We start from the raw sequence: 25316 nt of genomic DNA, 5'->3' as shown, positions 1-25316 counted from the left end.
GTTAAAAGACAATTGGCCCGGGAGCGTCTAGGAAGGGTCTCTACGTAGACCAGAAGTCCTGCCTGCCAGGCGTTGCAGCCTCTAATGAACCCACATTAGAGGCGCAAAACCATGATCATCGCATCGGTCGTATCGACCAAAGGCGGTACCGGCAAAACCACTACTTCCGCAAACCTAGGCGCTTTCTCAGCCGATTCAGGTTTGCGAACCCTCCTGATAGACCTAGACCCGGTCCAACCTTCTCTTTCTTCCTACTACCCCATCATCGAAGAAGCACAGGGAGGTATTTACGACCTCCTCGCATTCAACATCACTGATTTTACTCGAATTATTTCAGCGACCTCCATCGCGAACCTGTCGTTGGTCATCTCCAATGACATTAACAACCAGCTGATTAACCTACTTCTGCAGGCACCCGACGGACGATTGCGCCTGGCAAACCTAATGCCGGCTTTCGAAGATCACTTCGACCTGGTGATCATCGACACCCAGGGTGCTCGTTCGGCCATGCTAGAGATGGTCGTTCTCGCCTCCGACGTGGCCATCTCCCCGCTCCCACCAAACATGCTCACCGCTCGCGAGTTCAGTCGCGGCACCATGCAGATGCTGGATGGCCTGAAGGCTTACGGACGTCTGGGCCTGAAGATTCCTCCCGTCAAGATCGTGGTCAATTGCCTAGATCAGACCACCGATGCACAAATGATCTTCGAAACCGTCCGCGAGATTTTCCAGGACAACCAGGATATCTCGGTGCTCGACAGCACCATTCCTGCTGCTGTCGTCTTCCGAAGCGCAGCCTCCCAGGGCATTCCCGCACACCGACTGGAATATCGCCAGCCTTCCAACCGGCAGTCCCCATCGGCCCTGAGCATCATTCGCCAGTTGGCCATCGACGTGTTTCCCCAGTGGCGTGACCGTTTCGAGGCAATGACCGAGGAGAAAGTTGCCCAGATAGCCAAGGCAGGGCGTTGAGATGGCCAATACCAAGCGGGACACTTTGAGACAGGCCACCGGCATCACCGCCGACCTGGTGATGGAGCTGGGCAAGTTCTACAGCGCCAAGGAAATGCGCAGCCTACAGACAGGCCTCACCAGCGCCGCACGCGAGCTCAGGGCGCTCACACACACAAATTCGCTGCTTGGGCGCGTCGGCGCCCACCTAAGCCGGGATCAACACGAGCTCCTGCTCGACGCAGCGGCGCTTCTCGACTCGGTAAAGGACAACGTCGAACACGCCAAGGAACGCAAAGACCGCGCAGAGAAGGCGGCGGAAAAGCGGCGTGCTGAACGAGAACGTGAGGCTAAGCGGCTGGTATCTCAGGCGTTTCCGATGCCTGTGGACACTCTGGAGGCGCAACTTGACCTGCTCAAGTTGGTCTTGGTTGCTCATTCCGTTGCTATTCCCGCCCTTTACCGTGATTACGGCCGTTTGCATCAGTCCTTGCGCGAAGACATGCAGCACAACAACCGCCTGATCGGCCTTGGCCAGGCTGAGTGGCGAATGCGCAATGTGTCCAGTGCCCGACATGCGCTTGAGCACGCCTTTGAGGAGTTCCTAACCTGGGGCGACGCAGAAACACCAACTGCTCGTTTACAGCACCTGCAGGAGCAGTTAGCTGCTAATCGGGACAAGGTGCTGGCGGACCCTGGGTCGGTTGAAACGATTCGAATTTGGTCCGAAGGACTACCCCTCATCTATCAGGGGAAGCAAGCATGAAACTGCTCAGCCACGCCAACTTCGAACACACCACTCTGCAGCACGTCATCGAGAAGGCTGAAGGCAGCAGCAAACAGGTGTTCGACCTGATCCACCTGTCCCTGGACTCCGGGCAGGAGCTTATCCTGCTCGCTGTCGCCGGCCCCAACCTCGATGCTGTCGGCATGATCCTGGAAGGCGTCCGCAATCTGCAGCCGGAGGCCAAGTGATGAACAAACAGAAGGTCCTAGACAAGGTCGCCAAACTGATGGCCTTGGCCAACTCCGCCGGCGCGACTCCGAACGAAGCAGAAACTGCACTGCGTCAGGCACGCGCCCTGATGAGGCAATACAACCTCGAGGCCGTCGAGCTGATTGCTCACGCAGTTAGTGAGTCGAGCATCCCCACGAATACGCGCCGCTCCCCCAAAGACTGGCTGCATTCGTTGGCCTCAATCTGCGCATCAGCTTTCGACTGCAGCCATATCGCCTACTTCAACCAGGTGCACGGCTGGTCATTCAAGTTCCTGGGCAAAGGCATCTCGCCTGAACTTGCAGCCTATGCGTACTCCGCACTGCACCACCAGTTGATAGCCGCCCGCCGGGAGCATGTTGCCCAGCAAAAGCGCTGCCAGCTAAAAACCAAACGCCGGCGCGGCCAACTGTTCGCCGAGGGCTGGTTGAATGCGGTCGCCACCAAGGTTGCGCAGTTCGCTGGAGCGATGGAAGACTCGACCCAGCAAGAGATCAAGGCCTATTTGGATCTGCATCATCCAGACCTGAAACAGATATCGATCACACCATTACAGGCCAAGGGACACGACACCGGCTCTCTGTATGCAGGCTGGGCCCAGGGTAGCAAAGCCAATCTGCACCGTGGTGTTGCCCAGGCACAAGTGGGCGCACTGGTCTACGGGGGTGGTCAATGAACCACCTGGACCTCTCCCCACCCCACTCCATTGAGGCTGAGCATGGAGTGCTCGGCGGCCTGATGCTAGATAACAACACCTGGGATCTACTGGCCGACCTGCTGGTTGCCGAGGACTTTTTCCGGCACGACCACCGCCTCATTTTCCGAACCATCGCCAGCCTGGCCGAGAAGGCCATGCCGTTCGACCTGATTACTGTGTCCCAGTCGATGGAGGACATCGATGAGGCAGGCGGTCTGCCCTACCTCGCGGAACTGTGCAAGAACACCCCGTCAGTCGCCAACATTGAGCACTACGCCAGCATCGTGCGTAACCGGGCACATCTGCGCCGCCTGATGTCGCTGGGGTATCAGTGCTCACGGGATGCCTCAGATCACCAGGCGGACGCCAATACGGTGCAGGAGCTGGTTGAGCAGAAGCTGTTCGCTCTTAGCCAGGATCGCACTGTTACTGAGTTCGTGGACGTCACCCAGTGCCTGATGGGCGTCGTCAACAAAGTCGACGAGCACTTCAATGGCAACGTCTCGGTTACCGGTGTTGCCTCCGGCCTGCATGATCTGGATCTGCTCACCGCAGGCTTCCAGCCTGCAGACTTGGTCGTCCTGGGCGCCCGACCATCGATGGGCAAAACCTCCCTGGCTCTGAACTTTGTCGACACTGCGCTGCAGAGCAAGCCGAAAGAAACAGTCCAGGTGTACAGCCTTGAAATGCCGGCCGAGGCTTTGATGTACCGACTGATGGCCATCCTCGGCCATCTGGACCTCAGCAAGCTGCTGAAGGGACAACTGGAAGATGAGGACTGGCCGAAACTCACGGCCGCAGTCGCTCGAATCAAAAGCTACGGCGAACGTCTTGTCATCGATGAGTCTAGCGGCCTGACGCCGGCAGCCATTCGTGCCAAGGCCCGCCGAGCGGCTCGACGCTTCGGGAAACCCTCCCTGATCCTGGTCGATTATCTGCAACTGATGAACTGCCCAGGGCAGGAAAATCGGGCGAACGAGATCAGCGAGATCTCGCGCTCATTGAAAGCCTTGGCCAAGGAGATGAACTGCCCTGTTATCGCTCTCTCGCAGTTGAACCGGGCTCTGGAGCAGCGGCAGAACAAGCGGCCCATCAACGCAGACCTGCGCGATAGCGGCGCTATCGAGCAAGACGCGGACATCATCATGTTCGTGTACCGAGACGAGGTCTACCACCCAGAGACCGAGTTCAAGGGCATTGCCGAAATCATCTTAGGCAAGCACCGCAACGGCCCGACCGGGACTATTAGAACAGCCTTTATTCCACACCAGACTCGCTTCGCGAACCTCAGTGCCAACAGCGATTGGCAAGGAGTTCGTGCATGAAGAAGCATCCAGTGCTCATAGCCGCAATGAACTCTCACGACATGCGCAAGATATTTACCTACTTCACTCTAGATATGGATGTCGATCTCCTCCACGCCCTAACCTCCGAGCAAAGCTCCCAAGTCATTGCACGCCACCATATGGCAGCGTCTGCACGCTCTGCTCCAGCTCAATCTGCGCAAACAAATGTCGTAGCGGCATGTGATAGCCCTCAAACGCCATCGACACAGCCAGCCGCTAACTCAGTGCTCAATGAACTTTTGCAGGCACCTCTACCTTTGCGTCCCTGGCTTGCAAGCCATGCGCAATTTGACCGAGCCCATCTTTGTACCCGGCCATCAGAAGAGGTGAATGCTGATCGCTCAGCCCTAGACGCTGAGGAGCAGCAGCCATGAATGCCTCATACGACTGCTTGAGCAAGGATCTAGAGCCTTCATCTTCTGCCAGTACGTGCCCGATAATTTTCAACGCATCACAAATTCCCGCGATCAGCGCTGAAGAGTATTGCCCATCGGCATCCAGCTCTGCGGGCTCTTTCCCATCTGCGTTTTTCTTCAAGATGGACCTCCGGAGGTCTATGAGTGGGTTGGTTTGCTCACCCAAAACTCTACCACTGGACACATCCGGCACACTTTACACCCTGCTCACGGCAACACCGACCGTGCAGCAAGGTATCGCTCGTCGCATCCCGAATAGCGGCGCTCTTCACGTCGTTTCTCGCACCACGAACCTCAGTGCCAACAGCGATTGGCAAGGAGCCCATGCATGACCACAACCCCAATGCAGTTAACGCACCATTGCCGCAATTGCGACGCCCACCATCCTCTCCATCGGGTTCGCCAGTGCATTCCAGCTGATAACACGCCTGAAGGTGAGGTCGAGGTGATGGTATGCCCAACTTGCGGTAGCTACGACCTAGAGCAGTTGCTGGAGGCCGGTCATGCAGAGTAGCGCAGCGCTATTCCCGTCAATCCCGGCCAGCGTCTCTTTCGAAGCCTCGGCGGTTGCCCATGCCCACCGTGTAGGTGTGAATGCCTTTGAACTCGATGCGATCGCGCAGGTGATCAGCCGGCTGGCCCGTAACGACAACACCGTAGTGCCGGCCAGCATGCAAAACGACCTAACCGAACTGGAGCATCTCGGCTATGTCGAGCTATCTCCAACCGCCAGCGGAACGGTCTCGGTCAATCTGCTTTGCCCTGGAGCTCTTCTGTCGAGTTACTTCTGGTCGGTCTGGGTACCGCGTCATTTGCTGGATCGTGCCTTGAAGGTTTCCGTTCTGCCCTATCTCGACGCTCAGTCAGAAGTGCAGCACTGCACCGTAGTGTTCCGCATTCCAGGCTCCCGCGAGGCAACCCGCGAGTTCCTGACGGACTTGGGCACGAAGTTCCCTGGTCATGCACCCGAGATCATCGCCATTCAGGTCGGCAACGGCCTGGAGGACAAGGAGCGGACTGCTGGAGATCGGCCATGACTGAGATAACGACCTTCCGCCCCTTGGAGAAGATCAGCACTTCCGAGCTCCAGTTGGAGATCAAGTTGCGCAAAGGCCCAGACTGGATCTGTGTCGGATGCGGCTACCACGCCGACGGCAGCGGCCAATGGCCCTGTCCCGACTGCGGCAAGAGAGGGAACTGGACTGGCGGTTGGAATGTGGAGCATCCACACCGCTTCCATGCCTGCCGCCTGGCCTGGGAGTCGCGCATCTGCTCCCACCTCCGCCCCATTGCCACCGAGCTGTGTGCTGTTGGAATTGGCCAAGCGCTGAAGTTGGACAAGCTGCAGGCCGAGGTCAGCATGCTGCGCTCTTCTCATGACAACGAAGTTGTACGTCGTGCTGCACTTGGCGAGCAACTGAACCAGTTGCTGCAGCAACTCCTCGCCGCCTCCAGCGCGGGAACGCTGCCGAAAGACCGCCAGGCCATGGAGGAGTGGCTGCTAGAGCTCGATAGGGAGGCCACCCATGCGTAGTTTCCTTCGCGGTGCCCGGGAAAGCCTTCGCCAGCTAGCCACTTTTGCGGAGACCAATGGCTGGACGATCACCCGCACCTCTGGTGGTCACATCAAGTTCAGCAAATTCGGCCACGCCTCAATCTTCGCCTCTTGCACCTCTAGCGATCACCGCGCCGATCGCAATGCACTCGCGAGTCTTCGCCGCGCCAACCGTACCTCTTCGTCCGACTCCAAGGAGGCAATCTGATGCCTATCCGTCATTGCATTGTTCATCTGCTCGATCACCCCATTGATGGAGGTGCCAAATGATCAGCTCACACTCTGTTGAACCAACAGTAGCGCTCGCCAGTGAATCGGATACCGCCGCATGCGCTATTCAAGCTGTGCCTGTTGAGCGAGATCAGCACGGTTTCTGGACACATCCGCAATACCCCCAGTTCTGGGACGAAGGAACCACGTCATCTGAGATCAATGCCTGGCTCTCAGCTAACGGTCTTCAGAGCCAAGTCACGGAATACGAGTACGACGCCCCCGACGAGCTGCAGGCGATCTGGATGGAAACAGGCACGCCTGCCTGCTGCCGTTGGCAACCCACCGAGCCAAGTGGTAGCGGCTGGTTCATCTTTTCGCTCCACGACACTGAGCGTGGGCCAGTGTGTGTTTGGGTACGGCAGAAGCCTCTATCAGACGAAAAGGAGGCACGCTAATGCCTATCCGTCACTGCATCGTCCACCAGATCGACAAGAAGCCAGACGGCAGCCCTTCCGTGCTGCACGCCCGTAACAGCGAGCTGGCCACGTCGCAAGCCATGGAAAACCTGCTGGCCGACCTCAACGAGAGCTACAACGCCAAGCAGGGCAAAGCCTGGGGCCTGTTCCACGAGGAATCCGGCGCCTACCCGTTCAGCGGCTGGCTGAAGGCCTACTTGGATGGCAAGCAGGACTTCACTGCCTTCAGCCTGGAATCCGTCGAGCATCTGCAGCGGTTGATCGAGGAGTCCAACCTGTCCACAGGCGGCCACGTGCTGTTCACCCACTACCAGCAGGGTATGACTGACTACCTGTTGATCGCCCTGCTGCACCACAGCGAAGGTGTGGCGGTGACCGACGCGCTGGACGTGGCTCCGGCCAAGCACCTCGACCTCGGCCAACTGCACCTGGCTGCGCGTATCAACATCAGCGAGTGGCAGAACAACAAGCAGTCCAAGCAATACATCTCCTTCATCAGGGGCAAGAACGGCAAGAAAGTCTCGGACTACTTCCGCGACTTCATCGGCTGCCAGGAAGGCGTCGACGGCCCCGGCGAGACGCGCACCCTGCTCAAGGCCTTCAGCGACTTCGTCGAGAGCGAAGACCTGCCTGAAGAGCAAGCGCGCGAGAAGACCAAGACCCTGGTCGGTTATGCCAGTGGCCAGGCCAAGCTGGGTGAGCCAATTACTCTGGAAGAACTCTCCGGGCTGATCGACGAGGAACGCCCCAAGGCCTTCTACGAGCACATCCGCAACAAGGACTACGGCATGGCCCCGGAATTTCCGGCGGACAAACGCACCCTGAACCAGTTCCAGCGTTTCACCGGCCGCGCAGAGGGCCTGTCGATCAGCTTCGAGGCTCACATGCTGGGCTCGAAGATCGATTACGACGAGGGCCGCGACACGCTGGTCATTCGCCAAGTGCCGACGCAGCTCCGTGAGCAGCTTCGTCGAGCCCAGAAAGGAGCGGGCCAATGAGCATTAAGCCTATCACCGCCCGAATGCTGTCAGGCCGCCTGGAAACAGTTGCCCGGCACTTGGATATACACGAGGAGCACCTGGTGCTCTTTGCACAGATTGCCGATCAACGTTTCCCCCTGACAACCGGAAACTTCCTTATCGATGATAACGGCACGCTCTTGATTGAGGATCAGACTCCCAACGCTGCGGTCGCGGCTATCGAATATGCCTTGAGCCACGACGATCCCATCGCGTTTCTTCGGTGCTGGCTTCAGTGCTTGCGTGAGGGCAACTTCGGTGCGTTGCGCAGCGAATGGCGAAACGTGCCTGAAGAAGTATTCATCGGCGCGGATTCTCACACGCCCACCACCGAGGCGTTGGATGTGCTCAGCGCACACGAACACGCCTTACTTAAAGACCTTGCCATACCTCACTTTCGCCCTCAGTCAGAGGGACAGCAGTGGCTTGCCGCATACCGACATCAGCCACTGCTATTCGCCAAATTCGGACTGTCTCAGGTCGAACAAGACTCCATCCTGCTGCAGGTTTTCAACAACTTCTACCGTGTTCTCACTGCGCTTGAGTTGACTGAGAGTCTTCGTCAGCAAGTATCACAGATATCCAATGCTCAACCACGTCAGAACCCTCGGAGCTAATGCCATGGAGCACATCCACAACCCTCCTCCATTTTGCACCAAGGTCGATGATGTCTTTGAAAGCAACACTCTCGCCTATTCGGGGAATTACTGGGATATGCCCTGCTTGATAAAGCAGATGAAACGCGCCATCAGGCATTGTGATCGCGCGCGTCTCACCGCTCCTTTGTCTCAGCGCATAGCTGACTCTGTACCTGAATTTTTCCTCAGTTCCTTTCATGCCGGACCTCCTGTGGTCTGTGGTCTTGGTTCGCACCCGCAACCCTACCACCGGATGAGTCCGGCACCACTTTCCCACGTACAAGACAGGTGCCCGAGAGGAGTCCGTCCATTCCCTGGCTATCCGTTGTACCCCAGCCGCCACAGTTGAAGCGCCGCTGACTCGAACAAACAGATTCTGGAGGCTGCCATGCCCGTCAAATCGCAATCGCCACGCAAAGATGAAGAGAAATTCGTTGTTCGCCTGCCCGCGGGTATGCGCAAACGTATCGCCGACAAGGCGCGCAACAACACCCGCTCCATGAACGGGGAGATCGTCTATCGCCTGGAGCGTGCCGACGAGCTCGAGGTCGAACTGAAACGTGCGAACGAGGTAATCGACCGACTACTCACCGCTCCGAAAGATAACGCTGCCCAAGCCCTGGAGGCCTAACCATGTCGTCCAAACCTTCCTTGGCCGACCTGAAAGGGCAGCTGCTGCGCCCCGGGTTCCAGCCAACCTCGCCAACTGCCGAACGCTTCAGCGATCCGATCGTTGATACACCGGTGGTTCTGACCCTGGACGATGTGCTCCCCTACGACTCCAACCCTCGGACAACCCGCAACCCGAAGTACGCGGAGATCAAGGAGTCGATTCGCCAGCGGGGCCTGGATGCCCCGCCCCCTGTAACTCGTCGACCAGGCGAGGACAAGTACCGGATCCGCAACGGCGGCAACACTCGCCTTGCGATCCTGAACGAGCTCTATCGTGAAACAGGAGATGAGCGGTACTTCCGCTTCAACTGCTTGTTCCGCCCCTGGGATCAGGCCCGAGGCGAGATCATCGCCCTCACCGGCCACTTGGCTGAGAATGATCTGCAGGGTCAGCTCATGTTCATCGAGCGAGCCGTGGGCATCGACAAGGCGAAAGCGCTGTACGAGCAAGAGGCTGGGGTAGCAATCTCCCAGCGAGAGCTAGCTCGGCGTCTTTCCGCTGATGGCTATCCCGTCTCGCACTCCCATATCAGCCGGATGCAAGACGCCATCCGCTATCTCCTGCCGGCGATCCCTAGCGTGCTCTACTCAGGCCTAGGAAAGCATCAGGTCGAGAAGATTCTGTCGCTCAGAAAAACATCTTTGCAATGCTGGGAGCTCCACAACAAGGACAACAGCATCGACTTCGAGATGCTGTTCCAGGATGTGCTGGCCCAGTTCGAAGGTGACGCCGAGGAGTTCTTGTTCCAGCGCTTCCAAGACGAGCTGATCGCACAGATGAAAGACCCATTGGGCATGGGCTATGAGGCAATCCTCCTGGAGATCACCCAGAACCAGGAGCAGCTTCGTCGCACCACGCCCGTGGTAAACCTACCTCAGGCTGCGCCCACCACACACCTGCTGGAAACAGAGACACCGCCACCAACGACGACCACTGTTCCGGTCAACACAGATCCACAGCAGAACGCCCAAGACAATAATCAGCAGCCAGCGCCGCCACCTCCTGCAGCTCGCCAGCCGCGCAAGGTTGCTCCCCCTCCTCCCGAGCAAATGAGTCCGCAGGAGCGCCAGTCTCGCCTGGAGGGCCACGTTGCCAGCCCAGTTTCGACGACACCGCGTGTCACCGAGATGAAACAGCGACTGGCTGCCCTTGACGGAGAAACGCTCCCTGACTTCAACGCCAACGTCCTTGTCGCCGTCCCTGTCCAGGCAGGAGGACTGCACCCGGTCTCCGACCTCTGGTACATCGAGCGCGAAATCGACAGTCCGGCAGAGCTCCGCCAGCACATCGCGGCCATGGCGCGCGAGATCGCTGAATCGGTCAACGCTCCCGGCGAATTCGTTGAGGTTGAGGGTGGCATTGGCTTCAGCTATCGCCACCCAGATGTGGACGTTGAAGTAACTGCAACAGCCCAACACACCCTGACCCTGCTCCAGTCCCTGAGTGGAACCATGGGCATTGCCCTGAAGATGCTCAAGCAGCAGCCCGAGCAGATGGATGCCATCGGGGAATTCCAATTCGCTGCAGGACTCAGCCAGATCCTTCTCGGCCAGCCTCTGGCCAAGGACCAGGTTCCAGATGACTCCGGTCGCCTCAGCGACGGAGCCCTGGTCAAGCTGTTCCGCATCATCCGGCTAGCACGGCGGTTGATCGACTTGGAGATTCAGGCAATCCAGAGCACGGCGGCACAGACCGCCAGCTGAGTTCGGACTTTTTGGGGAGGGAATCAATGATGTCCAAGTCACCGATCAACGAGGCAGTTCTGTCGCAGGTGTTGAACCACATGCGCAACGGCCAGCTACGGCGGTGTACGGAGATGGGGCTTGAGCCTGAAATACTGGCCCAGCTCCAACAGCCTTCTGTGCTGAGCCTACTGCTCAACACTCCCGTGTCGTGGTGCCAGGTCACCATCGACACCGAGATGGTGAAAAAGCTGCTCACAGGTGCCGAGCGCTCAGAGGAAGAAATGCGCATGATCGAGCGGGCTCTGCGACTGGGGGCTACAACCACCATGCTGCAACAGTTCTTCGGGCTCTCACCGCAGGATGTCGCGCTGCAGCGACTGATGATGGGCGTGCGAGTACGGCGCGGTCGCTGGAGAGAGTTCAGTGAGGAACTGGACGCCCTACTCTGGCACCGATGGACTCACCTCATGGAGGAGCACCAGGTCGAGGTTGAAGACAGCATGGCCATGCTCGATATCGCCATGCTAGTTGCAGAGGAACTCAATGCGCCTCAGGAATCGGACGACAGTGCAGAGAGCCTCAGCCTGGCCATCATCTGGAACAGGATCCACACCTGGATAGGTGAAGGCTTCTATCCGCCGACCAAAGACAAGTCCTGGAAGCCCAGGAAACTACATTTGGTCTCTCGGCAACAGCTTCCATTGGCGTCTGCGGAAGGTAGACCAGACCTATGAGGCTTGCTCGGTTCCCAATAGCAACACTCTTGGATTCGGCCTCGGGACACCTCGAGGCCCATTTGCTTCAAAAGAAAGAACAAGCTGCAGCCGGTACCGCCACCCCTAATACCTATTCAGGAATCATCTTCAGCGGGAACCCTCATGAGACGGTGCCCCGCCGCCTGCTGCTGGACGATAGGTTAACCCCTCTGGAGCGCAACGCTTGGCAAGTGTTTCGCCTCTTGGTCAACGAGGATGGCATCACCGCCTTCCCGACCTATGAACAGTTGCGTCCTTACCTGGGTATGCACCCGGGTAAGTCAGCTTCCCGGGAGACTGTCGCCAAGGCATTGACGGTCCTTCGCCTGACTCGCTGGCTCAGCCTAGGCCGTCGTGTCCGCAACGACCTTAGCGGCCAGGTTCAAGGCAACGTCTACTTGCTTCACGATGAGCCGGTCAGCCCCGCCGAGGCCCTGGAGTTCGATCGCGACTACATGCAGTTGCTTGGCCAATCGATGGATCACCCCAACCGTGCCATTCGAGAAATCGCGGAGATCACTTGGCGCGAGTTCGCCAGTGACCACGACGTCGGTCGTCGACTCCCCTCTCGTATTGAGGCGATTGAAGATCGCCTGAACAGCCAACAGTGGGCCCTGGAAAGCAATCTGGCAGCACTACCAGCACCTGAGTTCGGAATCCGAACTCAGCCAATTGACACTCAGTCGTCACTGAGTTCGGAATCCGAACTCAGTGAAAAACCAGCGGAGCAGAGGGCTCTTCCGCTGAGTTCGGATTCCGAACTCAGCCAAAAGTCACAGAGTTCGGCCTTAGTTCGGAATCCGAACTCATATAGTACGTATACAAATACACACAAAGCTGTATGTAAAAGCTCTGTACCTGTGGACAGACCTGAGCAGGACACGATGGCTCGATGGTTGATCGCACTTGAGCAGATGCCGTCGGAGCAAAAAATGAAGGCCCATGCCTCGATGCAGCGTGTGCCGATAGAACTCAGGGCAGCCGTCATCGAGCAGTGGCTGCATCGGTGTGCCTCTGGCGGAGTACGCAACCCGCTGGCCTACCTGTTGAGCTGCGTGCAACGAGCAATCCAGGGCGATTTCAACGCGGACTGGCGACCCGAGTCCCCGCCGCCCACGTCTTCGCCTAATCCACAAACCCCAGTTGGAAATGGCACAGCTCCAGGCGCGGCCATCTCGGAACGGGTACCGGGGCCACAACCACCGCGATCCACCGAGAACGTGCGCACGGCCCGTGAGCAACTGATGGCCATGCAGCACATTTTGAGCCCCCGGAGCGCCAACCAAGCCAGCAAAACACTGCCTGACGCCCCCCAATAGCCCACACAAATCAGGAATTCTCAGATGAAAAACGCACAGTCAGGTTGCAACATCCGCTTCTCGATCCGACAGGTTTTACCCTGCATGATGATCAAGACCGTAGCCATTCCATTACCCCTTTGCCTCCTTGGGGCTATGGCCTTGGTTCACTGGGGGCAATTGCGTCAGGAGCCCTGGTACTGGCTGATGTGGGCCAGCACCAACGTCACGCTGATCTACACCTTGCTCTGCTCCTCGCTCTGCACGGCCTGGACCGCCAAGCTACACCGAGATGAGGTAATGACTTCTCGTCGTGGGCTCATCGGCCTGCTCGTCAGCTCAATCGCATTTTGGATTCTGGGAGCCTGGCTGCTCGCCAGCCCAGTCTCGGACGAACTTGAGCGCATTACCGCACGAGATGGTAGCCGTCTTCCGCTTCCCGATGCGGCACTGATTGCCTCTCTCGGACTGCTTTTCTGGAGTTTACTGAGTGCCTGTCTGGCGCTATTTCGCCTATTAGAAAAAGTAGTGTTTAACGACTCCAATGGGAGTGCTCAACGGGCCGGAAACCAACAAGTACACAATGAAAAAAATGACCAGCAGCAGCCCCAGGTACGACGTTAGCTTTCTCATAACCTCTCCAACATGACCAATTCAGCGAGAACCTATCACGAACCGATTGACCTGGAATCACCGGGGCCAAGCAGTACCAGAGTGGTGCGGCCCGCACCACTCCAGCAAGGATCTGCCAGCAGCACCGCGCTATGCCCGGGGCATAGGCACAGGGTGGTGCCACGGGCATCACCCCGGTCAGGGTCAGCCTGCGACACCGGCCAACTGCTGAGTGTTGCGGCCAGCAACACCCAGAGCCAGATCCAGACAGCGGCGCCGACCAACTGCTGAGTGTTGCCCCGGGCAACACCCCGGTCAGGGTCAGCCTGCGGCACCGACCAACTGCTGAGTGTTGCCCCGGGCAACACCCCGGTCAGGGTCAGCCTGCGACACCGGCCAACTGCTGAGTGTTGCCCCGGGCAACACCCCGGTCAGGGTCAGCCTGCGGCGCCGACCAACTGCTGAGTGTTGCCCCGGGCAACACCCCGGTCAGGGTCAGCCTGCGACACCGGCCAACTGCTGAGTGTTGCGGCCAGCAACACCCAGAGCCAGATCCAGACAGCGGCGCCGACCAACTGCTGAGTGTTGCCCCGGGCAACACCCCGGTCAGGGTCAGCCTGCGGCACCGACCAACTGCTGAGTGTTGCCCCGGGCAACACCCCGGTCAGGGTCAGCCTGCGACACCGGCCAACTGCTGAGTGTTGCCCCGGGCAACACCCCAGGGTCAGCCTGCGACACCGGCCAACTGCTGAGTGTTGCGGCCAGCAACACCCAGAGCCAGATCCAGACAGCGGCGCCGACCAACTGCTGAGTGTTGCCCCGGGCAACACCCCGGTCAGGGTCAGCCGGCGGCACCGGTCAACTACTGAGTGCTGCCACTGGCAACACCCCGGTCAGGGTCAGCCGGCGGCGCCGGTCAACTACTGAGTGTTGCCACTGGCAACACCCCGGTCAGGGTCAGCCTGCGGCACCGACCAACTGCCGAGTGGTTCCACTGGAACCACTCCAGCCAGATCCAACCGGCGACACCGGCCAACTGCTCAGCTATTCCACTGGAATAGCTCCAGCCAGATCCAGCCAGCGGTACCGGCCAACTGCTGAGTGGTTCCCCGGGAACCACTCCAGCAAGGATCTGCCAGCAGCGCCTCCTATATAGAGAAGAAACGCCAGCCTCTACGAGCAACAACAAATCCCCTTCCATCGGGTTGCGGATTTATTGCTGCACCTGCACCAACTGAATTGCAGCATGGGCGCGAACCCTTCCCATAAGGAAATCCCGCGCTATGGTTGATAACTACCGGCTCAACATCGGCTCCCTACGGAGCGATGTGAAGCTCACCCTCCACACGCATCACGCTGCCCGCATCTGGATGGGGCGGCCCAAGACCGACACCAAGCCTGGGATCATTGGTCTGTCCGGCTTCTGCTCCCTCATCAACCGCATGTCCCGCGGCGCGACCCAAGACGACCCCTACTCAGACTGGTGGATGATCCTGGTCGAAGAGAAAGTCTCCCAGTCGGATGAAGCACTGAAGGCTCTCGATGAGCGCCTGGACGACGTGATGGCCTGCCTCCCCGCAGCCATCACCATCAGCAACAACCTCTCGGTCCAGCCGGTCAGCATGCCGCTGTTCATCTCCAACCCTCTCGGGTTCAAGGCCGTCTACCTGCTCTCCTCCTATGACGAGATCGTTCGCCGCATTCTGCTGGCACAGCACGTCGGCCTCATCGGCCGACGCGACATGGAGCTATGGATCGATGAGGGTGCCGCAGTCCTGCGCAAACTCTTCGGGCTGGCCCAGCACTATCGTTACTCGGGTGCTGCACGCGACGACTTTGCCGCTAACAACGCGAAGGCTGAAGCAGCTCGCAAGATGTACGAGCGCCACGGGGACATTCCCCAGGACATCCTGGAAGGCACTCGCCGCTCCAACTTCGCGCCTCCGATCACCCGGGGCCAGCAGGAACTGACGCCTGAGCCCTTCACCGACACCCGCGACGCCGACGAGGAGTGACCATCATGGGGCAGAAGAACTCCACCACGGGCTCACTGCAACAGACTGTCTTCCAGCCTCTGCAACAGAGTGCCTTCCAGGGGCTGCAACAGAGTGCCTCACTAAAAGGCCTTTTAAAGCCTTTTAAAGGTAAGGGGGAACTGGACCAGTTTGTGGAGCAATGCCGAGCACTGGAGGTGGGTTTGAAGGAGCTTGCCCAGGAAGTGCTGGCCCAGGTCCGTCGCCCCCCGTTCACTCTGTTGGCCGTCCGTTTGATCGAGCAGAACACCCAAGCCGGAACCACCTTTCTCCGCTGGCAGCACGTCGCCACTCGGAAGATGGGCGTGGGCGTTTGGGCCGAGATGATCGGCCAAGCCAGAACACCGATATCGATGCTGCAGGATCTTCACGCCCTGGAGCTGCAGCGCATCACCCTCAACATGCAGATCAGCCTGATCCACTCCATCGGCAAACAGGCCGCCGAGTGCGCCGAAAAGATGGGCCAGGCCCAGGCCGAAATCAGTAGCCGGCTGCAGCAGATCACCAACCAACAGCAACACCAATAACCGAGGTATTCAGCATGAGCACTACCGCACTGAACACCAGCAACGAGAACAGCAAGGTTTCCGTTGAGATCATTGATGGCAAGCCGACTACAACCAGCCTTGATGTGGCCAAGCATTTCGGGAAACAGCACAAGGACGTCCTGCGCGCAATCCGCAACCTGGATTGTTCGCCCGAGTTCCATGAGCGCAATTTTGCGCCCATACAAATCGACGTTGATCTGGGCATGGGCAGGAGCCGGAAAGACCAGGCATTCCGTATGACCCGCGATGGATTCACCTTCCTCTGCATGGGGTTCACCGGAAAGGAAGCCGCGAAGTGGAAGGAGGCGTACATCATTGCTTTCAACAAGATGGAGCAGGTGCTGATCGAGCAGCCGGAGATCCTGAGCCACAAGCATCTGCTTCGGTTCGCCCTGAAGACCCTCGAACTGATGCGCGATCGTACGCTGGGGCTTCCGCCCCGGCCAAGCACCGAGCAGGTGGTGCAGAACTACCTCGCGCTGGAATCGCTGGACCACGCCACCCCCGAGCAGATGGAACAGGCGATCACCTTCCTGCAGGGGCAGATCATCGGCGAAGGCGCGGCAGCCAAATCCCTGCCCGGTGTCGCCGGCAGCTCCATCGCTAAAGACCTGCTCTATGGCCTTCTCCGCTCCGCCCACGACGCCGAACTGCTCTTCAACTCGCTCTACGACAGTGGTGTCGAGAAGCTGGCCAGCGAGGTCTTCAAGAGCCACATGGCCAACAAGCTCGCCGAAACATCTCGCCAGACCCGTGACCTGCTGGGCTACGTCGCCAGCCGCGCTACTCACAACCCATTCACCAATAAATCCACTCACTGAGGAACACGCTATGGGTACGTCCATACAAAACTGGGAAGGCAACATCGGCTCCAAGCCGGAGTTCAAGGAGTTCCCCAACGGCAACAAAGAGCCTCGTCGCCTGCTGCGTCTCAACGTCTACTTCGACAACTCGGTGCCGCAAGCCGCAGGTGGCTATGAAGACAAGGGCGGGTTCTGGATGAACATCGACTATTGGCATAAGGATGCTGAGGCCTACTCGCGCCTGTTCCAGAAAGGCATGCGCGTGACTGTCTCAGGCCGTGTGGTGATGGATAGCTGGGAGAAGGATGGCGAAGAGTACGAAGCGCTGAAGATCCAGGCCAACCGCGTCGGGATACTGCCGCATCGTATCGAGTCCGTGACCCTGACCGCGTCTTCGCAAGCCCAGAATGGGCAGCAGCCTGCGCGCCAACAGCCGCAGCCGGACGTCTACCCGGACGATGAAATGAACTACTGATGGAGGCATAATTCGGCGCCGCCATTCGTGTAGCGGTCGGTGAAGGTGACTCGTTCATCGTCATCCTCCGCCACACATCAGCCCGTCGAGAAGTCTGAGTCATTGCCATGAGCAACCCACAGCAGCCCCTATCCCCCGAAGAAATCTCCCTCCTCGAGCTCTTCGAGCGGCTCGATGCAGTCCAGCAAGAACGGGTTTATGCGATTGTCACCGACCGCATCGAAGGTCGGGCCTCACATGCCGAGTTCCAGGAACGTCTGAGAGCCCTCTCAGCCGGCTAGGGGCTTAAATCGCGCCACACGTGACTCTGTTGGGGGACGAAACGTTGCATCGGCAACCCTGCGCGCCAACTCCTGCCACAGCCAGCGCTCCGACCGAAATAAAATCGCGCTAAACGCGGTTTTACTGGTGACGGCGAACCAATCAATCGGCAATCTGTAGCACACATTCTGCGAGCCAACCTGGAAAAATCGCCCAGTTCGTGACGCCATTGATGGGAGACACTCTCTCCTCGGGAGACACGCCCTATGCCGGACAAGCACCCCGAAGTGAAAACGCTGGATAGGCGTCAGTTCAACAATCCCCATCACACTGTCGCAGCTGCTGGGGCGGAAGCCGCCCGGAAAGGGTTGCCGTTGCATACCTGCCCATATAGCCATCCCGCCATGCGGGCATCCTGGTTAAAAGGGTTTGCCCAGGCACAGCAAATGGCTCTCCCGCTTTTCGATGCTGCCGATTGAACAATCTGGTGCTGGATAGGTTTCCCGTGGCGAACTCATCGGCTCGTTAAGCTCCCACTGGGGACACATTGCGCGTGCCCTGCTCCTGGTACTCCTGAGGCAGGTCAAATCCAGCCCCCACGCTAGTGCCCATTTCCCATTGTTCCTAGTCATCACTGCCCTGACAGTCCGATCTGGCAAATCGAGAGGGGCAACCCATGAATCTGTTGATCATCGAAGCACCTGGCAAGCTGAAGAAGCTGCAGCCGATGATGAAGAAGCTTCGACCTGGTGAGGATTGGCTGGTGATCGCCAGCGGCGGCCATATCCGCGATCTCCCGGCCAAAGGCCAGGACGAGACCATGATCACCACCGGCGTGCGCAAGAACTACGCTCCGGTCTACGAAGTCCTGGAAAAGAGCGCTCGCAACGTCCGTTCGATCAAGGCGGCGATGAAGCAGGCTCACGAAATCTACCTGGCCACTGACCCTGATCGCGAAGGCGAGAGCATCAGTTGGCACATCCAGCAAGAGTGCGGGATCGAGCACTACAAGCGCATCACCTTCAACGAGATCACCCTCAAGCGTGTCCAGGAAGCCCTGGCAAACCCTCGCCAAATCGACCTGAAGCGGGTCGCCTCGCAGGAATGTCGGCGGGTTCTGGATCGAATGGTCGGCTACCTGGTGACTCAGGAACTCCGGCGGCTGATGGGGAAGCCAACATCTGCCGGGCGCGTTCAAACGCCTGCGGTGTACCTAGTCGTGCTGCGCGAGCGCGAGATCCAGAGCTTCGTGGTCATCAACCACTTCGGCGCCAGGCTGCACTTCACTACTCCCTGCGGTCGGAGCACCTGGAGCGCGGAGTGGCAGCCAGTACCGGACTTCGCGTCGAAGGAACGCCCCTACATCCAGGATGGCAACCTCGCCCAGTTGGTCGCCTCCACGCGCAACGTGGTGGTCGAGGCCTGTGAGAACCGTCAGGCCGAGCGCAACCCACCTGCTCCGTTCATCTCGTCATCGCTGCAGCAAGCCGCCAGCAATGCCCTCCGCTGGGATCCGGACAAGACCATGCAGGTCGCCCAGCGACTGTACGAACAGGGCGTCATCACCTATCACCGGACAGACAACCCCAACGTTCCGGATGATGCGATGGAGGACATCCACGAGGTCGCCAACTCGCTTGGTTTGAAGGCTGTCGCCGAGCGTCGCACCTTCAAGGCAGCTGAAGGGGCCCAGGAAGGCCACCCAGCCATTACGCCAACCGACTGGGCAGCGGAGAGCGCAGGCGAGGATTCTGAAGAGCAGGCGCTGTACAAGCTCATACGAATACGGGCGCTGGCCAGCCAGTTGGAGGCCGCTATTTACGATGTTCGCACTGCCAAGCTGCTCGCCGTAGGCCCAGACAGGAAGCCCCTGCGATTCGTCGCTACCGGGAAGGCAGTGGTCTACTTGGGCTGGATGAAGCTCCTGCAGGCCGATGATACCGACGAGCCAGAGGATGCAGAGGCGGATAACCCGGTACCAGCGCTCTCCCCAAAGCAGATTCTGCCGGTTCAACGGGGCGAGTTACTGAAGAAAAAGACCCAGCCTCCGGTGCGCTACTCCAAGGCGAGCCTGATCAAAGAGATGGAGCGCCGCGGGATCGGACGCCCAAGTACCTTCGCCTCGATCATGAAGAACATCATGAGCAAGGGTCTGATCGAGGAGAAGAACCGCAAGTTGATACCGGCTCCGTTGGGCGTGGAGACCATCGCAAGGCTCGAAGGGTTCTTCAGCTTCATCGAGCTCGACTTCACTCGGGAACTGGAGCGTGATCTGGACAAGATCGCCCAGGGCACGGACACCTACGGTGCCGTGGTCGCCAGGCTGCACAAGCGCCTGGAGGACGAACTGTCGAAACAGCGAGGACTACCCAGCGTGGCCATGCAGTCGTACAAGCCATCCAAGCCTGCGGCGACATCGAGCAGCGAGTACAAGTGCGGCAAGTGCGGCCAGCCCCTGGCCCGGCGGCAGAAAAAAGGGGAAGGCGGCTACGACTTCTGGGGCTGCACCGCTTACAAGGCCGGCTGTAAGGTGAGCTACCCCACCACAAGGGGCAAACCGGACTTCGACAAACCACGCGGCCTCTGACCAACTCTGGCGGCTACCCGCGCACCAGGTAGTGCGCGGGAATTCACTCCCCATCCTGGTGCCCATTTGCCATAGATTCCAGCACAGGCCAACGCCGAGAGTGCCACCTCAGACAGAGGAGCACAGGCATGGCGCTACTGGAGATGCCGGCAGCATCGGGCCCAGCAGTACCCGATCCCACCCTTAACAAATACTCCGCGCGGCAATTAGCCGTCGCCACCACCTGGGCAGATCACTTCAAGCTGAACGGCAACAACCGTTCCGACTTCCTTCGGCACTATCTGCGCTCAACAGCCACCACCAGGTGCTGGACAGTTCCTCTAGGCGATCCGAGTCAGAAAGTGCAGCCGGTACTGACCCGCATGGGCGATCACCTTCAGCTGTTCGATGGCCAGCAGATCCGCTCCATGACGTTGCGGCCCGCTGATCGCATCGCGAACAAGCCTCCCAAACCTGTAGCTGCAGCCAATCTAATCAGCCGACTGGGCGAGCGCTGGCATGCCGTTTCTCTGCTGACCTCCTTCAGCAAGAGCGCTCGCGCTCTGTCGATGAAGATGGCAGATGCCGACCTAGGCCAGCTCAAACGCCGACAGTGGATCACCAGCACAGGCCGCCACAATCGCTTTTTCGGCGTTCGCTGTCGCTTCTACCTGATACAGATCGGTGCAGCCCTCAAGGCATTCAATCTCCACCTGGACCAGGAACTGCTGTTTGCCATTCGCTCGGTCAGTTGCCCATCGCCAGAGCTCTACAACTGGCTGGCAACCGGCGACCGTACTCGACGCCTGCAGGCGCTACGGGCACAGCCGATACTGATTCCCCTGATGGTGCTGAGTGAGGACATGCACTGGCCTGGCTGGGATGAGGACAATGCCAAAAGCTCGCCATGGGGCTGTCTCAACCGCTTCATGCACTGGAGCCCGTCGAACTCAGTTCTGCCAGGCCAGGTGATCGGTACAGCTGTAGACAATGGATTACCGCTGAATGACGTGCTGGCCTGGCTGCTCAGTAGCATCAGGTCCTCGGTGCGCTTCCTCGGCCAGGTCCGCCCTCACCATGCAGGTAGCGCATTGACACACCTGCAGCGAGAAGGTCGAGGCTCTGGATGGCACGCCCTGCTGGCAGGCGCATCGCTCGGCAATCGCCGCCCCACTCGCAAGTCAGATTGGACGGCCTTTTACTCCATCTGGCAGGAGCTGCCCTACGATTTGCGATACGGGGGAAGCAATCTCAATCGCTTGTTCACAGGCTGCCCCTCCGACTGGGGCGATCCCGCATGGGCGAAGATCTCCACTCGCCTGGCCGATTTGAAGGAGCTGCTCAACAACCTAGACAGCGGCACCCCTGACGCTATCTCGGCCAAAGCCAGGTTGAAGAGATTCCTCAGTGCCAGCACTTATCACCAGATCGGGCACCTGGTGGATGATTTCCACAAGGCTTTGTACGTGATTCGAGCCGAGCTCGACGCACAAGATCCAGCACGTAAGGACTCGGATGAGTTCACTCGCTGGCAAGCGCTTCTGCCAAACAAAGGCATCGTGGATTGCCCCAATGGGCTGCAGATCGTCGAGCTGCAGTGTCCCTCGGATCTAATTGCCGAGCACCTGGCGCTCAGTCACTGCATCGATACTTACGACGAATGGGCCTATCTTGGCCACTGCCGTTTGGTCTCAGTCCGGCGAGATGGTCGGCCGCTCGCCTCGGCCGAGCTTACCTTGCGCAACCGCACCCCCACCGAAACCATTGATCGCTGGACGCCCCGACACCTGCATACACAGCAGCTGCGTTCGAGAGGAAACGCCCCGGTACCGAAGAACTCACCGGTGAACGACGCGTACGTGTGGTTCATCGACCAGGTGAAATCGGGCGCCATCCCGGTCGTTCTGGATTGGCCAGACATGACCCAGTACATGACCCGCTTCGCGGATTATGGCCGGAAAGAACGGCATATCCGGGCCGTGGCTCAATGGGTCCTCCAGCGACTGGGTGATGTATGAGCCGTCCGAAGCAGATGAATCGGCGCCCCGCGCTGCTGAGCAAGGTCGTTTTCGACGGTTACGACTTCGGCGTGCTGCTGCAGTATGTCGAAGGTGCCAACCGGCTGCTCCTCGAGCGCGACGGGTTCTACATACGACGTGCTGAACACCCACTTCACCGGTACTGGCGCCTGCCCAAGAGCAAGCTGCTGCCGGAACTGGACGTGCTGTTCCACCGACTGGCCGAGCTGGTGGACGGGCGCTACAGCGAGTCCTGGCAATCGTTCTGCAGCAAGCTCGAGGAGGCCCAATCCTCACCTGATCGCCAGGCATTCATCTGGGGGCTGTCGTTACGCCTTGCTCCGCTTGTCCAGGGCGGCTGCCTACTGTCAGGGGACTACCACCCTGGGGTGGTGGCAGTCGCAAGGAGGATGCGTGGCGTTTTCCTCGGTCAGTCTAGGTCCTGGCGCATAGACGCCTCCCCTGAGTTGGTGCGCAGCAACATCATCCTGGAACTGGGCCTCGCGGAAGAGCAATTCGAGATCCTGGACACACTGCAAGAGCTGCTGAGCGATGGATCAGTGGCGCCGGCTGATGACATCACCAAAATCAGCATCGGTGGGCCTGCCCAGGAAAGGGAGGCAAAGAGTTCCGAGGAGGATTCGTCTGCAGACGTCTACCTGGCCGCTGTCCCATCGATCGAGCGCACCGAGTTTACTGAGCAGGCCATCCAGCAGGCTCTATTGGACTACTCGCTACTGGATCACCAACCAGCGGGTATCCAGCATCTGCTGCAGCGCACTAGTGCATTGCTGGCAGACGACATGGGGCTCGGTAAGACCCGTCAAGCAATCATCGCTGCTGCCATTCGGGCTGCTGGGAAGCCGGTTCTGGTGATCACATTGTCCACGCTGCTGATCAACTGGAAGCGAGAGATTGAGGCCGTCTACCCGAGCGCGCGCATCACCCTGCAGGCGTTCGATGCTGATGCGCAATGGATCCTCATCAACTACGAACGACTGGGCGACTTCGTGCTACAGGCCGCGCACTTTGTGGTCATGGTTGTCGACGAAGCCCACAAGCTGAAGGAGCCAACGGCAATGTGGACCCGGCATGGGTTCGATATCGCCGCCAAAGTGCCGAATCGCTACCTCCTGACCGGCACTCCCGTGCTCAATCGTGAATCCGAGCTGCATACGCTGTTGCGCCTTTCAGGCCACCCAGTGGGCCAGCTCCCACTGAAGGAGTTCTGCGACCAGTTCGCCGGCAGCCCAGAATTCAGGCAGGCGCTGCGTGAGGCCATTGGCGACTGGATGCTACGCCGGCGCAAGGACGTACTCACAGGGCTCAAGGGCAAGCAACGACAGCCGCTACCGGTTGAACTGTCCCAGGAAGAACGCAGCAGGTACGAGCAAATCCGCTGCGAAGATCGACCTATCTTCGCCAGGCTCGGCGCACTTCGCTTGTTCCTGGAACAAGTCAAAGTCCGCGTCATCATGGAGCTGCTGGCCGAGCTCGATATCGAGGACAAGGTGATCCTGTTCTGCGAGTTCAAGGAGACCGTCACCACCCTCCGCGAGCGTTGTGAGGCGACGGGGTATGGCTGTGTAACGCTGGTCGGTAGTGACTCGCTGACCAAGCGGCAGAAAGCGATCGACAAGTTCCAAGCAGACCCTGATACCAGAATCTTCATCGGCACGACGTCAGCTGCTGGTACAGGGAACAATCTCACGGCAGCGAACTACGTCATGTTCCTGGGCTTACCTTGGACGCCAGGCCTGCAGGATCAGGCGGAAGATCGCGCGTACCGGAATGGGCAAATTCGCCTGGTGGTGGTGAAGATCCCATTGGTCGAGAACACCATCGACCAGCAGCTCTGGCAGATGCTGATTGATAAACGGCAGTTGGCCCAGGATCTGATCGAGCCCGATGCTGCCGCAGCGAATCGCTCTGAACTGGCAGCACATCTGTAGCCAACTGCGACTGGCCCGTCAACAACCGCAGAAAATGGGTACGGGTCAGATACTGCATTTCCTGCTGCTGTTCGCCCCCTTGCACCCGCAACATGAACACCCCTACCCGTGGAGAGCGCTGCCGTGCCTACGCTTCTGAACCAACCGTCATCAATTGCTAACTGCCGAAAAAGCTTGGTTCTTTCGGCCATCTTCCAGTTGAACGAACTACGGAACTTGTCTCAGAGCGTCCCTGCTCTGCGGGACCGCTTTCCACTGCTTGCGCTTGAGCAAAATCTGGATGTCTTTCTCGACCTCATCCATTGTTTTGCGTACAGCGCTGCGCGCAACTCAGCGATCGTCCCGGCTATCATTTACGAAACCATCGAACAAGAACTTGGTGAGCTCCCTATTACAATTGAGGAAGTTCGGGCTGTACTCAACACGCCTTTGGGCGAAGCGCTGTCACTTCAGGTATGACCTTGCCTTCGCCCTCAGCCGCTCACGCTTCAAGTAGGTGTTATAGAACTTACCGCCATCGAATTGGATTTTCTGTCTATACAGAACTTCAAAAGCGTCAGCGCCTTTGCCCGCGTAAATCTCCACCACATTCATGACGATAGACCCCGTGCCATTCTCGCCTCCCAAAGAGTGGCTATCGAAAAACAGCCGAATCTTGTTGGCCGGCACCTTGTCCCTTCGCCTGACCCGCTCCTGTCCGTAGACCTTCTGCGTGCAAAAGCTTTCGGACTTCGCGTTGATGGCCGCAGCCAAGCAACTGCTGACCGAACAGCCATACAGGTCCTTTGCCTCGGTCATGAAGGCAAATCCGAAGGGCAAGTTGAAGAGATTGATCGCCTTGTATTCATACCCCTTGTTCAAGGCGAAATCCCTGAGCATCGCCTCCACCACCTGCTCGCTCAGCTTTATCTGAATGGCGCTCTCCAAGAAACTAGTCACCAGATCAATATCGGTGACAACGACGTCTCTCACCTCATTGCTTTTGAACCCACCCACCCTTCTCGCCTTGCTGTCGAAGCGCTCGGGATTGGCCAGGCTGCATGCTTGGTAATTGGCCTGGTTGTATTCGGCCAGCTTGGGAACGCTGTAGGGGGCGTGTGCGGCATAGAGAATGGCTTCCTGCGTTTCCGGCAACGTCCTGTTGATGAGTATCACCGGATTCTTGCAGTCAGGACATAACGCATAGGCGTTCAGCTTGCCGCCTCTCTCCTGTGAATAAGGAAACTCCCTGTTGGTCGCTCGATAGTAGTTGGCCTCTGTGAGGACGATTGGTTTTCCTGGGTCCGCTAAAACACTAAAAACATCCATACTCAACCCCCAATAAATCGT

31 protein-coding genes are annotated in these 25316 nt (G+C 58.7%); 26 read left to right on the top strand and 5 right to left on the bottom strand.

Features of this window, described 5'->3' with window-relative positions:
- Positions 1–111: 111 nt before the first annotated feature.
- From AERO9A_RS02630 to dnaB, 5 genes are read left to right on the top strand one after another with little or no spacing between them, the layout of a single operon-like run.
- The gene (locus tag AERO9A_RS02630; protein WP_159970355.1) at positions 112–972 is read left to right on the top strand and encodes a ParA family protein; all 861 of its coding nucleotides are present in this window, start codon (positions 112–114) and stop codon (positions 970–972) included.
- A gap of 1 nt (position 973) precedes the next feature.
- A complete protein-coding gene (locus AERO9A_RS02625; RefSeq protein ID WP_159970354.1) occupies positions 974–1717 on the top strand; it encodes a hypothetical protein in 744 nt (247 codons plus the stop codon).
- Positions 1714–1926, top strand: coding sequence for a hypothetical protein (locus AERO9A_RS02620; RefSeq protein ID WP_159970353.1), 213 nt, complete (start codon positions 1714–1716; stop codon positions 1924–1926). The genes AERO9A_RS02625 and AERO9A_RS02620 overlap by 4 nt, the downstream gene beginning before the upstream one ends.
- Positions 1926–2624 (top strand): DUF2786 domain-containing protein, encoded by a 699-nt coding sequence (locus tag AERO9A_RS02615; protein WP_159970352.1) that lies wholly within the window; start codon positions 1926–1928, stop codon positions 2622–2624. The genes AERO9A_RS02620 and AERO9A_RS02615 overlap by 1 nt, the downstream gene beginning before the upstream one ends.
- Complete coding sequence (gene dnaB / locus AERO9A_RS02610) at positions 2621–3970, top strand: replicative DNA helicase (RefSeq protein WP_159970351.1); 1350 nt, start codon at positions 2621–2623, stop codon at positions 3968–3970. Before AERO9A_RS02615 ends, dnaB begins: the two co-directional genes overlap by 4 nt.
- A gap of 249 nt (positions 3971–4219) precedes the next feature.
- Here the strand turns inward: dnaB and AERO9A_RS02605 are convergent, their stop codons facing one another.
- Positions 4220–4528, bottom strand: a complete 309-nt coding sequence (locus AERO9A_RS02605) for a hypothetical protein (RefSeq protein WP_159970350.1) — start codon at positions 4526–4528, stop codon at positions 4220–4222.
- A gap of 382 nt (positions 4529–4910) precedes the next feature.
- Here AERO9A_RS02605 and AERO9A_RS02600 point away from each other — a divergent pair, with 382 nt between their 5' ends.
- The 11 genes from AERO9A_RS02600 to AERO9A_RS02550 all read left to right on the top strand — a co-directional run bounded on the left by AERO9A_RS02600 (position 4911) and on the right by AERO9A_RS02550 (position 13343).
- Positions 4911–5444: a hypothetical protein gene (locus tag AERO9A_RS02600; protein ID WP_159970349.1), complete on the top strand. Its 534-nt coding sequence runs from the start codon at positions 4911–4913 to the stop codon at positions 5442–5444.
- Positions 5441–5941 carry a hypothetical protein gene (locus tag AERO9A_RS02595; RefSeq protein WP_159970348.1) on the top strand — a complete coding sequence of 167 codons (501 nt, stop codon included), beginning with the start codon at positions 5441–5443 and terminating at the stop codon, positions 5939–5941. Before AERO9A_RS02600 ends, AERO9A_RS02595 begins: the two co-directional genes overlap by 4 nt.
- Complete coding sequence (locus AERO9A_RS02590) at positions 5934–6170, top strand: type II toxin-antitoxin system HicA family toxin (RefSeq protein WP_159970347.1); 237 nt, start codon at positions 5934–5936, stop codon at positions 6168–6170. The genes AERO9A_RS02595 and AERO9A_RS02590 overlap by 8 nt, the downstream gene beginning before the upstream one ends.
- A 58-nt stretch (positions 6171–6228) precedes the next feature.
- Entirely contained in the window at positions 6229–6630 is a 402-nt protein-coding gene (locus AERO9A_RS02585; RefSeq protein WP_256665837.1) for a hypothetical protein, read from the top strand.
- Complete coding sequence (gene yejK, locus AERO9A_RS02580; protein WP_159970346.1) at positions 6630–7649, top strand: nucleoid-associated protein YejK; 1020 nt, start codon at positions 6630–6632, stop codon at positions 7647–7649. Before AERO9A_RS02585 ends, yejK begins: the two co-directional genes overlap by 1 nt.
- The gene (locus tag AERO9A_RS02575) at positions 7646–8287 is read left to right on the top strand and encodes a hypothetical protein (protein ID WP_159970345.1); all 642 of its coding nucleotides are present in this window, start codon (positions 7646–7648) and stop codon (positions 8285–8287) included. The genes yejK and AERO9A_RS02575 overlap by 4 nt, the downstream gene beginning before the upstream one ends.
- Before the next feature lie 409 nt (positions 8288–8696).
- Positions 8697–8939, top strand: coding sequence for an Arc family DNA-binding protein (locus AERO9A_RS02570; RefSeq protein ID WP_159970344.1), 243 nt, complete (start codon positions 8697–8699; stop codon positions 8937–8939).
- A 2-nt stretch (positions 8940–8941) separates the two neighbouring features.
- Entirely contained in the window at positions 8942–10684 is a 1743-nt protein-coding gene (locus AERO9A_RS02565; protein ID WP_159970343.1) for a ParB family protein, read from the top strand.
- A 29-nt stretch (positions 10685–10713) separates the two neighbouring features.
- On the top strand, positions 10714–11400 hold the full coding sequence (locus AERO9A_RS02560; protein WP_159970342.1) for a DUF2857 domain-containing protein: 687 nt from the start codon (positions 10714–10716) through the stop codon (positions 11398–11400).
- On the top strand, positions 11397–12740 hold the full coding sequence (locus tag AERO9A_RS02555) for an STY4528 family pathogenicity island replication protein (RefSeq protein ID WP_159970341.1): 1344 nt from the start codon (positions 11397–11399) through the stop codon (positions 12738–12740). Before AERO9A_RS02560 ends, AERO9A_RS02555 begins: the two co-directional genes overlap by 4 nt.
- 24 nt (positions 12741–12764) lie before the next feature.
- The gene (locus tag AERO9A_RS02550) at positions 12765–13343 is read left to right on the top strand and encodes a hypothetical protein (protein WP_159970340.1); all 579 of its coding nucleotides are present in this window, start codon (positions 12765–12767) and stop codon (positions 13341–13343) included.
- 44 nt (positions 13344–13387) lie between these two features.
- Here AERO9A_RS02550 and AERO9A_RS02545 read toward each other — a convergent pair whose 3' ends face one another.
- The 3 genes from AERO9A_RS02545 to AERO9A_RS02535 form a co-directional block, all read right to left on the bottom strand.
- Positions 13388–13666: a hypothetical protein gene (locus AERO9A_RS02545; RefSeq protein WP_159970339.1), complete on the bottom strand. Its 279-nt coding sequence runs from the start codon at positions 13664–13666 to the stop codon at positions 13388–13390.
- 102 nt (positions 13667–13768) lie between these two features.
- Positions 13769–13957, bottom strand: coding sequence for a hypothetical protein (locus AERO9A_RS02540; RefSeq protein WP_159970338.1), 189 nt, complete (start codon positions 13955–13957; stop codon positions 13769–13771).
- Entirely contained in the window at positions 13944–14186 is a 243-nt protein-coding gene (locus tag AERO9A_RS02535; RefSeq protein ID WP_159970337.1) for a hypothetical protein, read from the bottom strand. The genes AERO9A_RS02540 and AERO9A_RS02535 overlap by 14 nt, the downstream gene beginning before the upstream one ends.
- Before the next feature lie 428 nt (positions 14187–14614).
- Between AERO9A_RS02535 and AERO9A_RS02530 the strand changes: the two genes are divergently transcribed.
- The 10 genes from AERO9A_RS02530 to AERO9A_RS02485 all read left to right on the top strand — a co-directional run bounded on the left by AERO9A_RS02530 (position 14615) and on the right by AERO9A_RS02485 (position 24446).
- Positions 14615–15346 (top strand): PFL_4669 family integrating conjugative element protein, encoded by a 732-nt coding sequence (locus AERO9A_RS02530; RefSeq protein WP_159970336.1) that lies wholly within the window; start codon positions 14615–14617, stop codon positions 15344–15346.
- A gap of 5 nt (positions 15347–15351) precedes the next feature.
- The gene (locus tag AERO9A_RS02525; protein WP_159970335.1) at positions 15352–15891 is read left to right on the top strand and encodes a DUF3158 family protein; all 540 of its coding nucleotides are present in this window, start codon (positions 15352–15354) and stop codon (positions 15889–15891) included.
- A 14-nt stretch (positions 15892–15905) separates the two neighbouring features.
- Positions 15906–16733 (top strand): Rha family transcriptional regulator, encoded by an 828-nt coding sequence (locus AERO9A_RS02520; RefSeq protein WP_159970334.1) that lies wholly within the window; start codon positions 15906–15908, stop codon positions 16731–16733.
- A 10-nt stretch (positions 16734–16743) separates the two neighbouring features.
- Positions 16744–17190, top strand: coding sequence for a single-stranded DNA-binding protein (locus tag AERO9A_RS02515; protein ID WP_159970333.1), 447 nt, complete (start codon positions 16744–16746; stop codon positions 17188–17190).
- 107 nt (positions 17191–17297) lie between these two features.
- Complete coding sequence (locus AERO9A_RS02510) at positions 17298–17471, top strand: hypothetical protein (protein WP_218580123.1); 174 nt, start codon at positions 17298–17300, stop codon at positions 17469–17471.
- A gap of 246 nt (positions 17472–17717) precedes the next feature.
- The gene (locus AERO9A_RS02505) at positions 17718–17930 is read left to right on the top strand and encodes a CrpP family ICE-associated protein (RefSeq protein WP_159970332.1); all 213 of its coding nucleotides are present in this window, start codon (positions 17718–17720) and stop codon (positions 17928–17930) included.
- A gap of 197 nt (positions 17931–18127) precedes the next feature.
- Positions 18128–20038, top strand: coding sequence for a type I DNA topoisomerase (gene topA / locus AERO9A_RS02500; RefSeq protein ID WP_159970331.1), 1911 nt, complete (start codon positions 18128–18130; stop codon positions 20036–20038).
- 128 nt (positions 20039–20166) lie between these two features.
- The gene (locus tag AERO9A_RS02495) at positions 20167–22035 is read left to right on the top strand and encodes a hypothetical protein (protein ID WP_159970330.1); all 1869 of its coding nucleotides are present in this window, start codon (positions 20167–20169) and stop codon (positions 22033–22035) included.
- Positions 22032–23987, top strand: coding sequence for a DEAD/DEAH box helicase (locus AERO9A_RS02490; protein ID WP_159970329.1), 1956 nt, complete (start codon positions 22032–22034; stop codon positions 23985–23987). The genes AERO9A_RS02495 and AERO9A_RS02490 overlap by 4 nt, the downstream gene beginning before the upstream one ends.
- Positions 23988–24110: 123 nt before the next feature.
- Positions 24111–24446, top strand: coding sequence for a hypothetical protein (locus AERO9A_RS02485; protein ID WP_159970328.1), 336 nt, complete (start codon positions 24111–24113; stop codon positions 24444–24446).
- Here AERO9A_RS02485 and AERO9A_RS02480 read toward each other — a convergent pair.
- Positions 24432–25295 (bottom strand): hypothetical protein, encoded by an 864-nt coding sequence (locus tag AERO9A_RS02480; protein WP_178111084.1) that lies wholly within the window; start codon positions 25293–25295, stop codon positions 24432–24434. The genes AERO9A_RS02485 and AERO9A_RS02480 overlap by 15 nt on opposite strands.
- Between the last annotated feature and the right edge of the window lie 21 nt (positions 25296–25316).

This window comes from Pseudomonas sp. 8Z (assembly GCF_902506535.1).
Classification (GTDB): Bacteria; Pseudomonadota; Gammaproteobacteria; order Pseudomonadales; family Pseudomonadaceae; genus Aquipseudomonas.
Note: the sequence above shows the minus strand (reverse complement) of the source record. Positions and strands in the feature narration are given on the sequence as shown.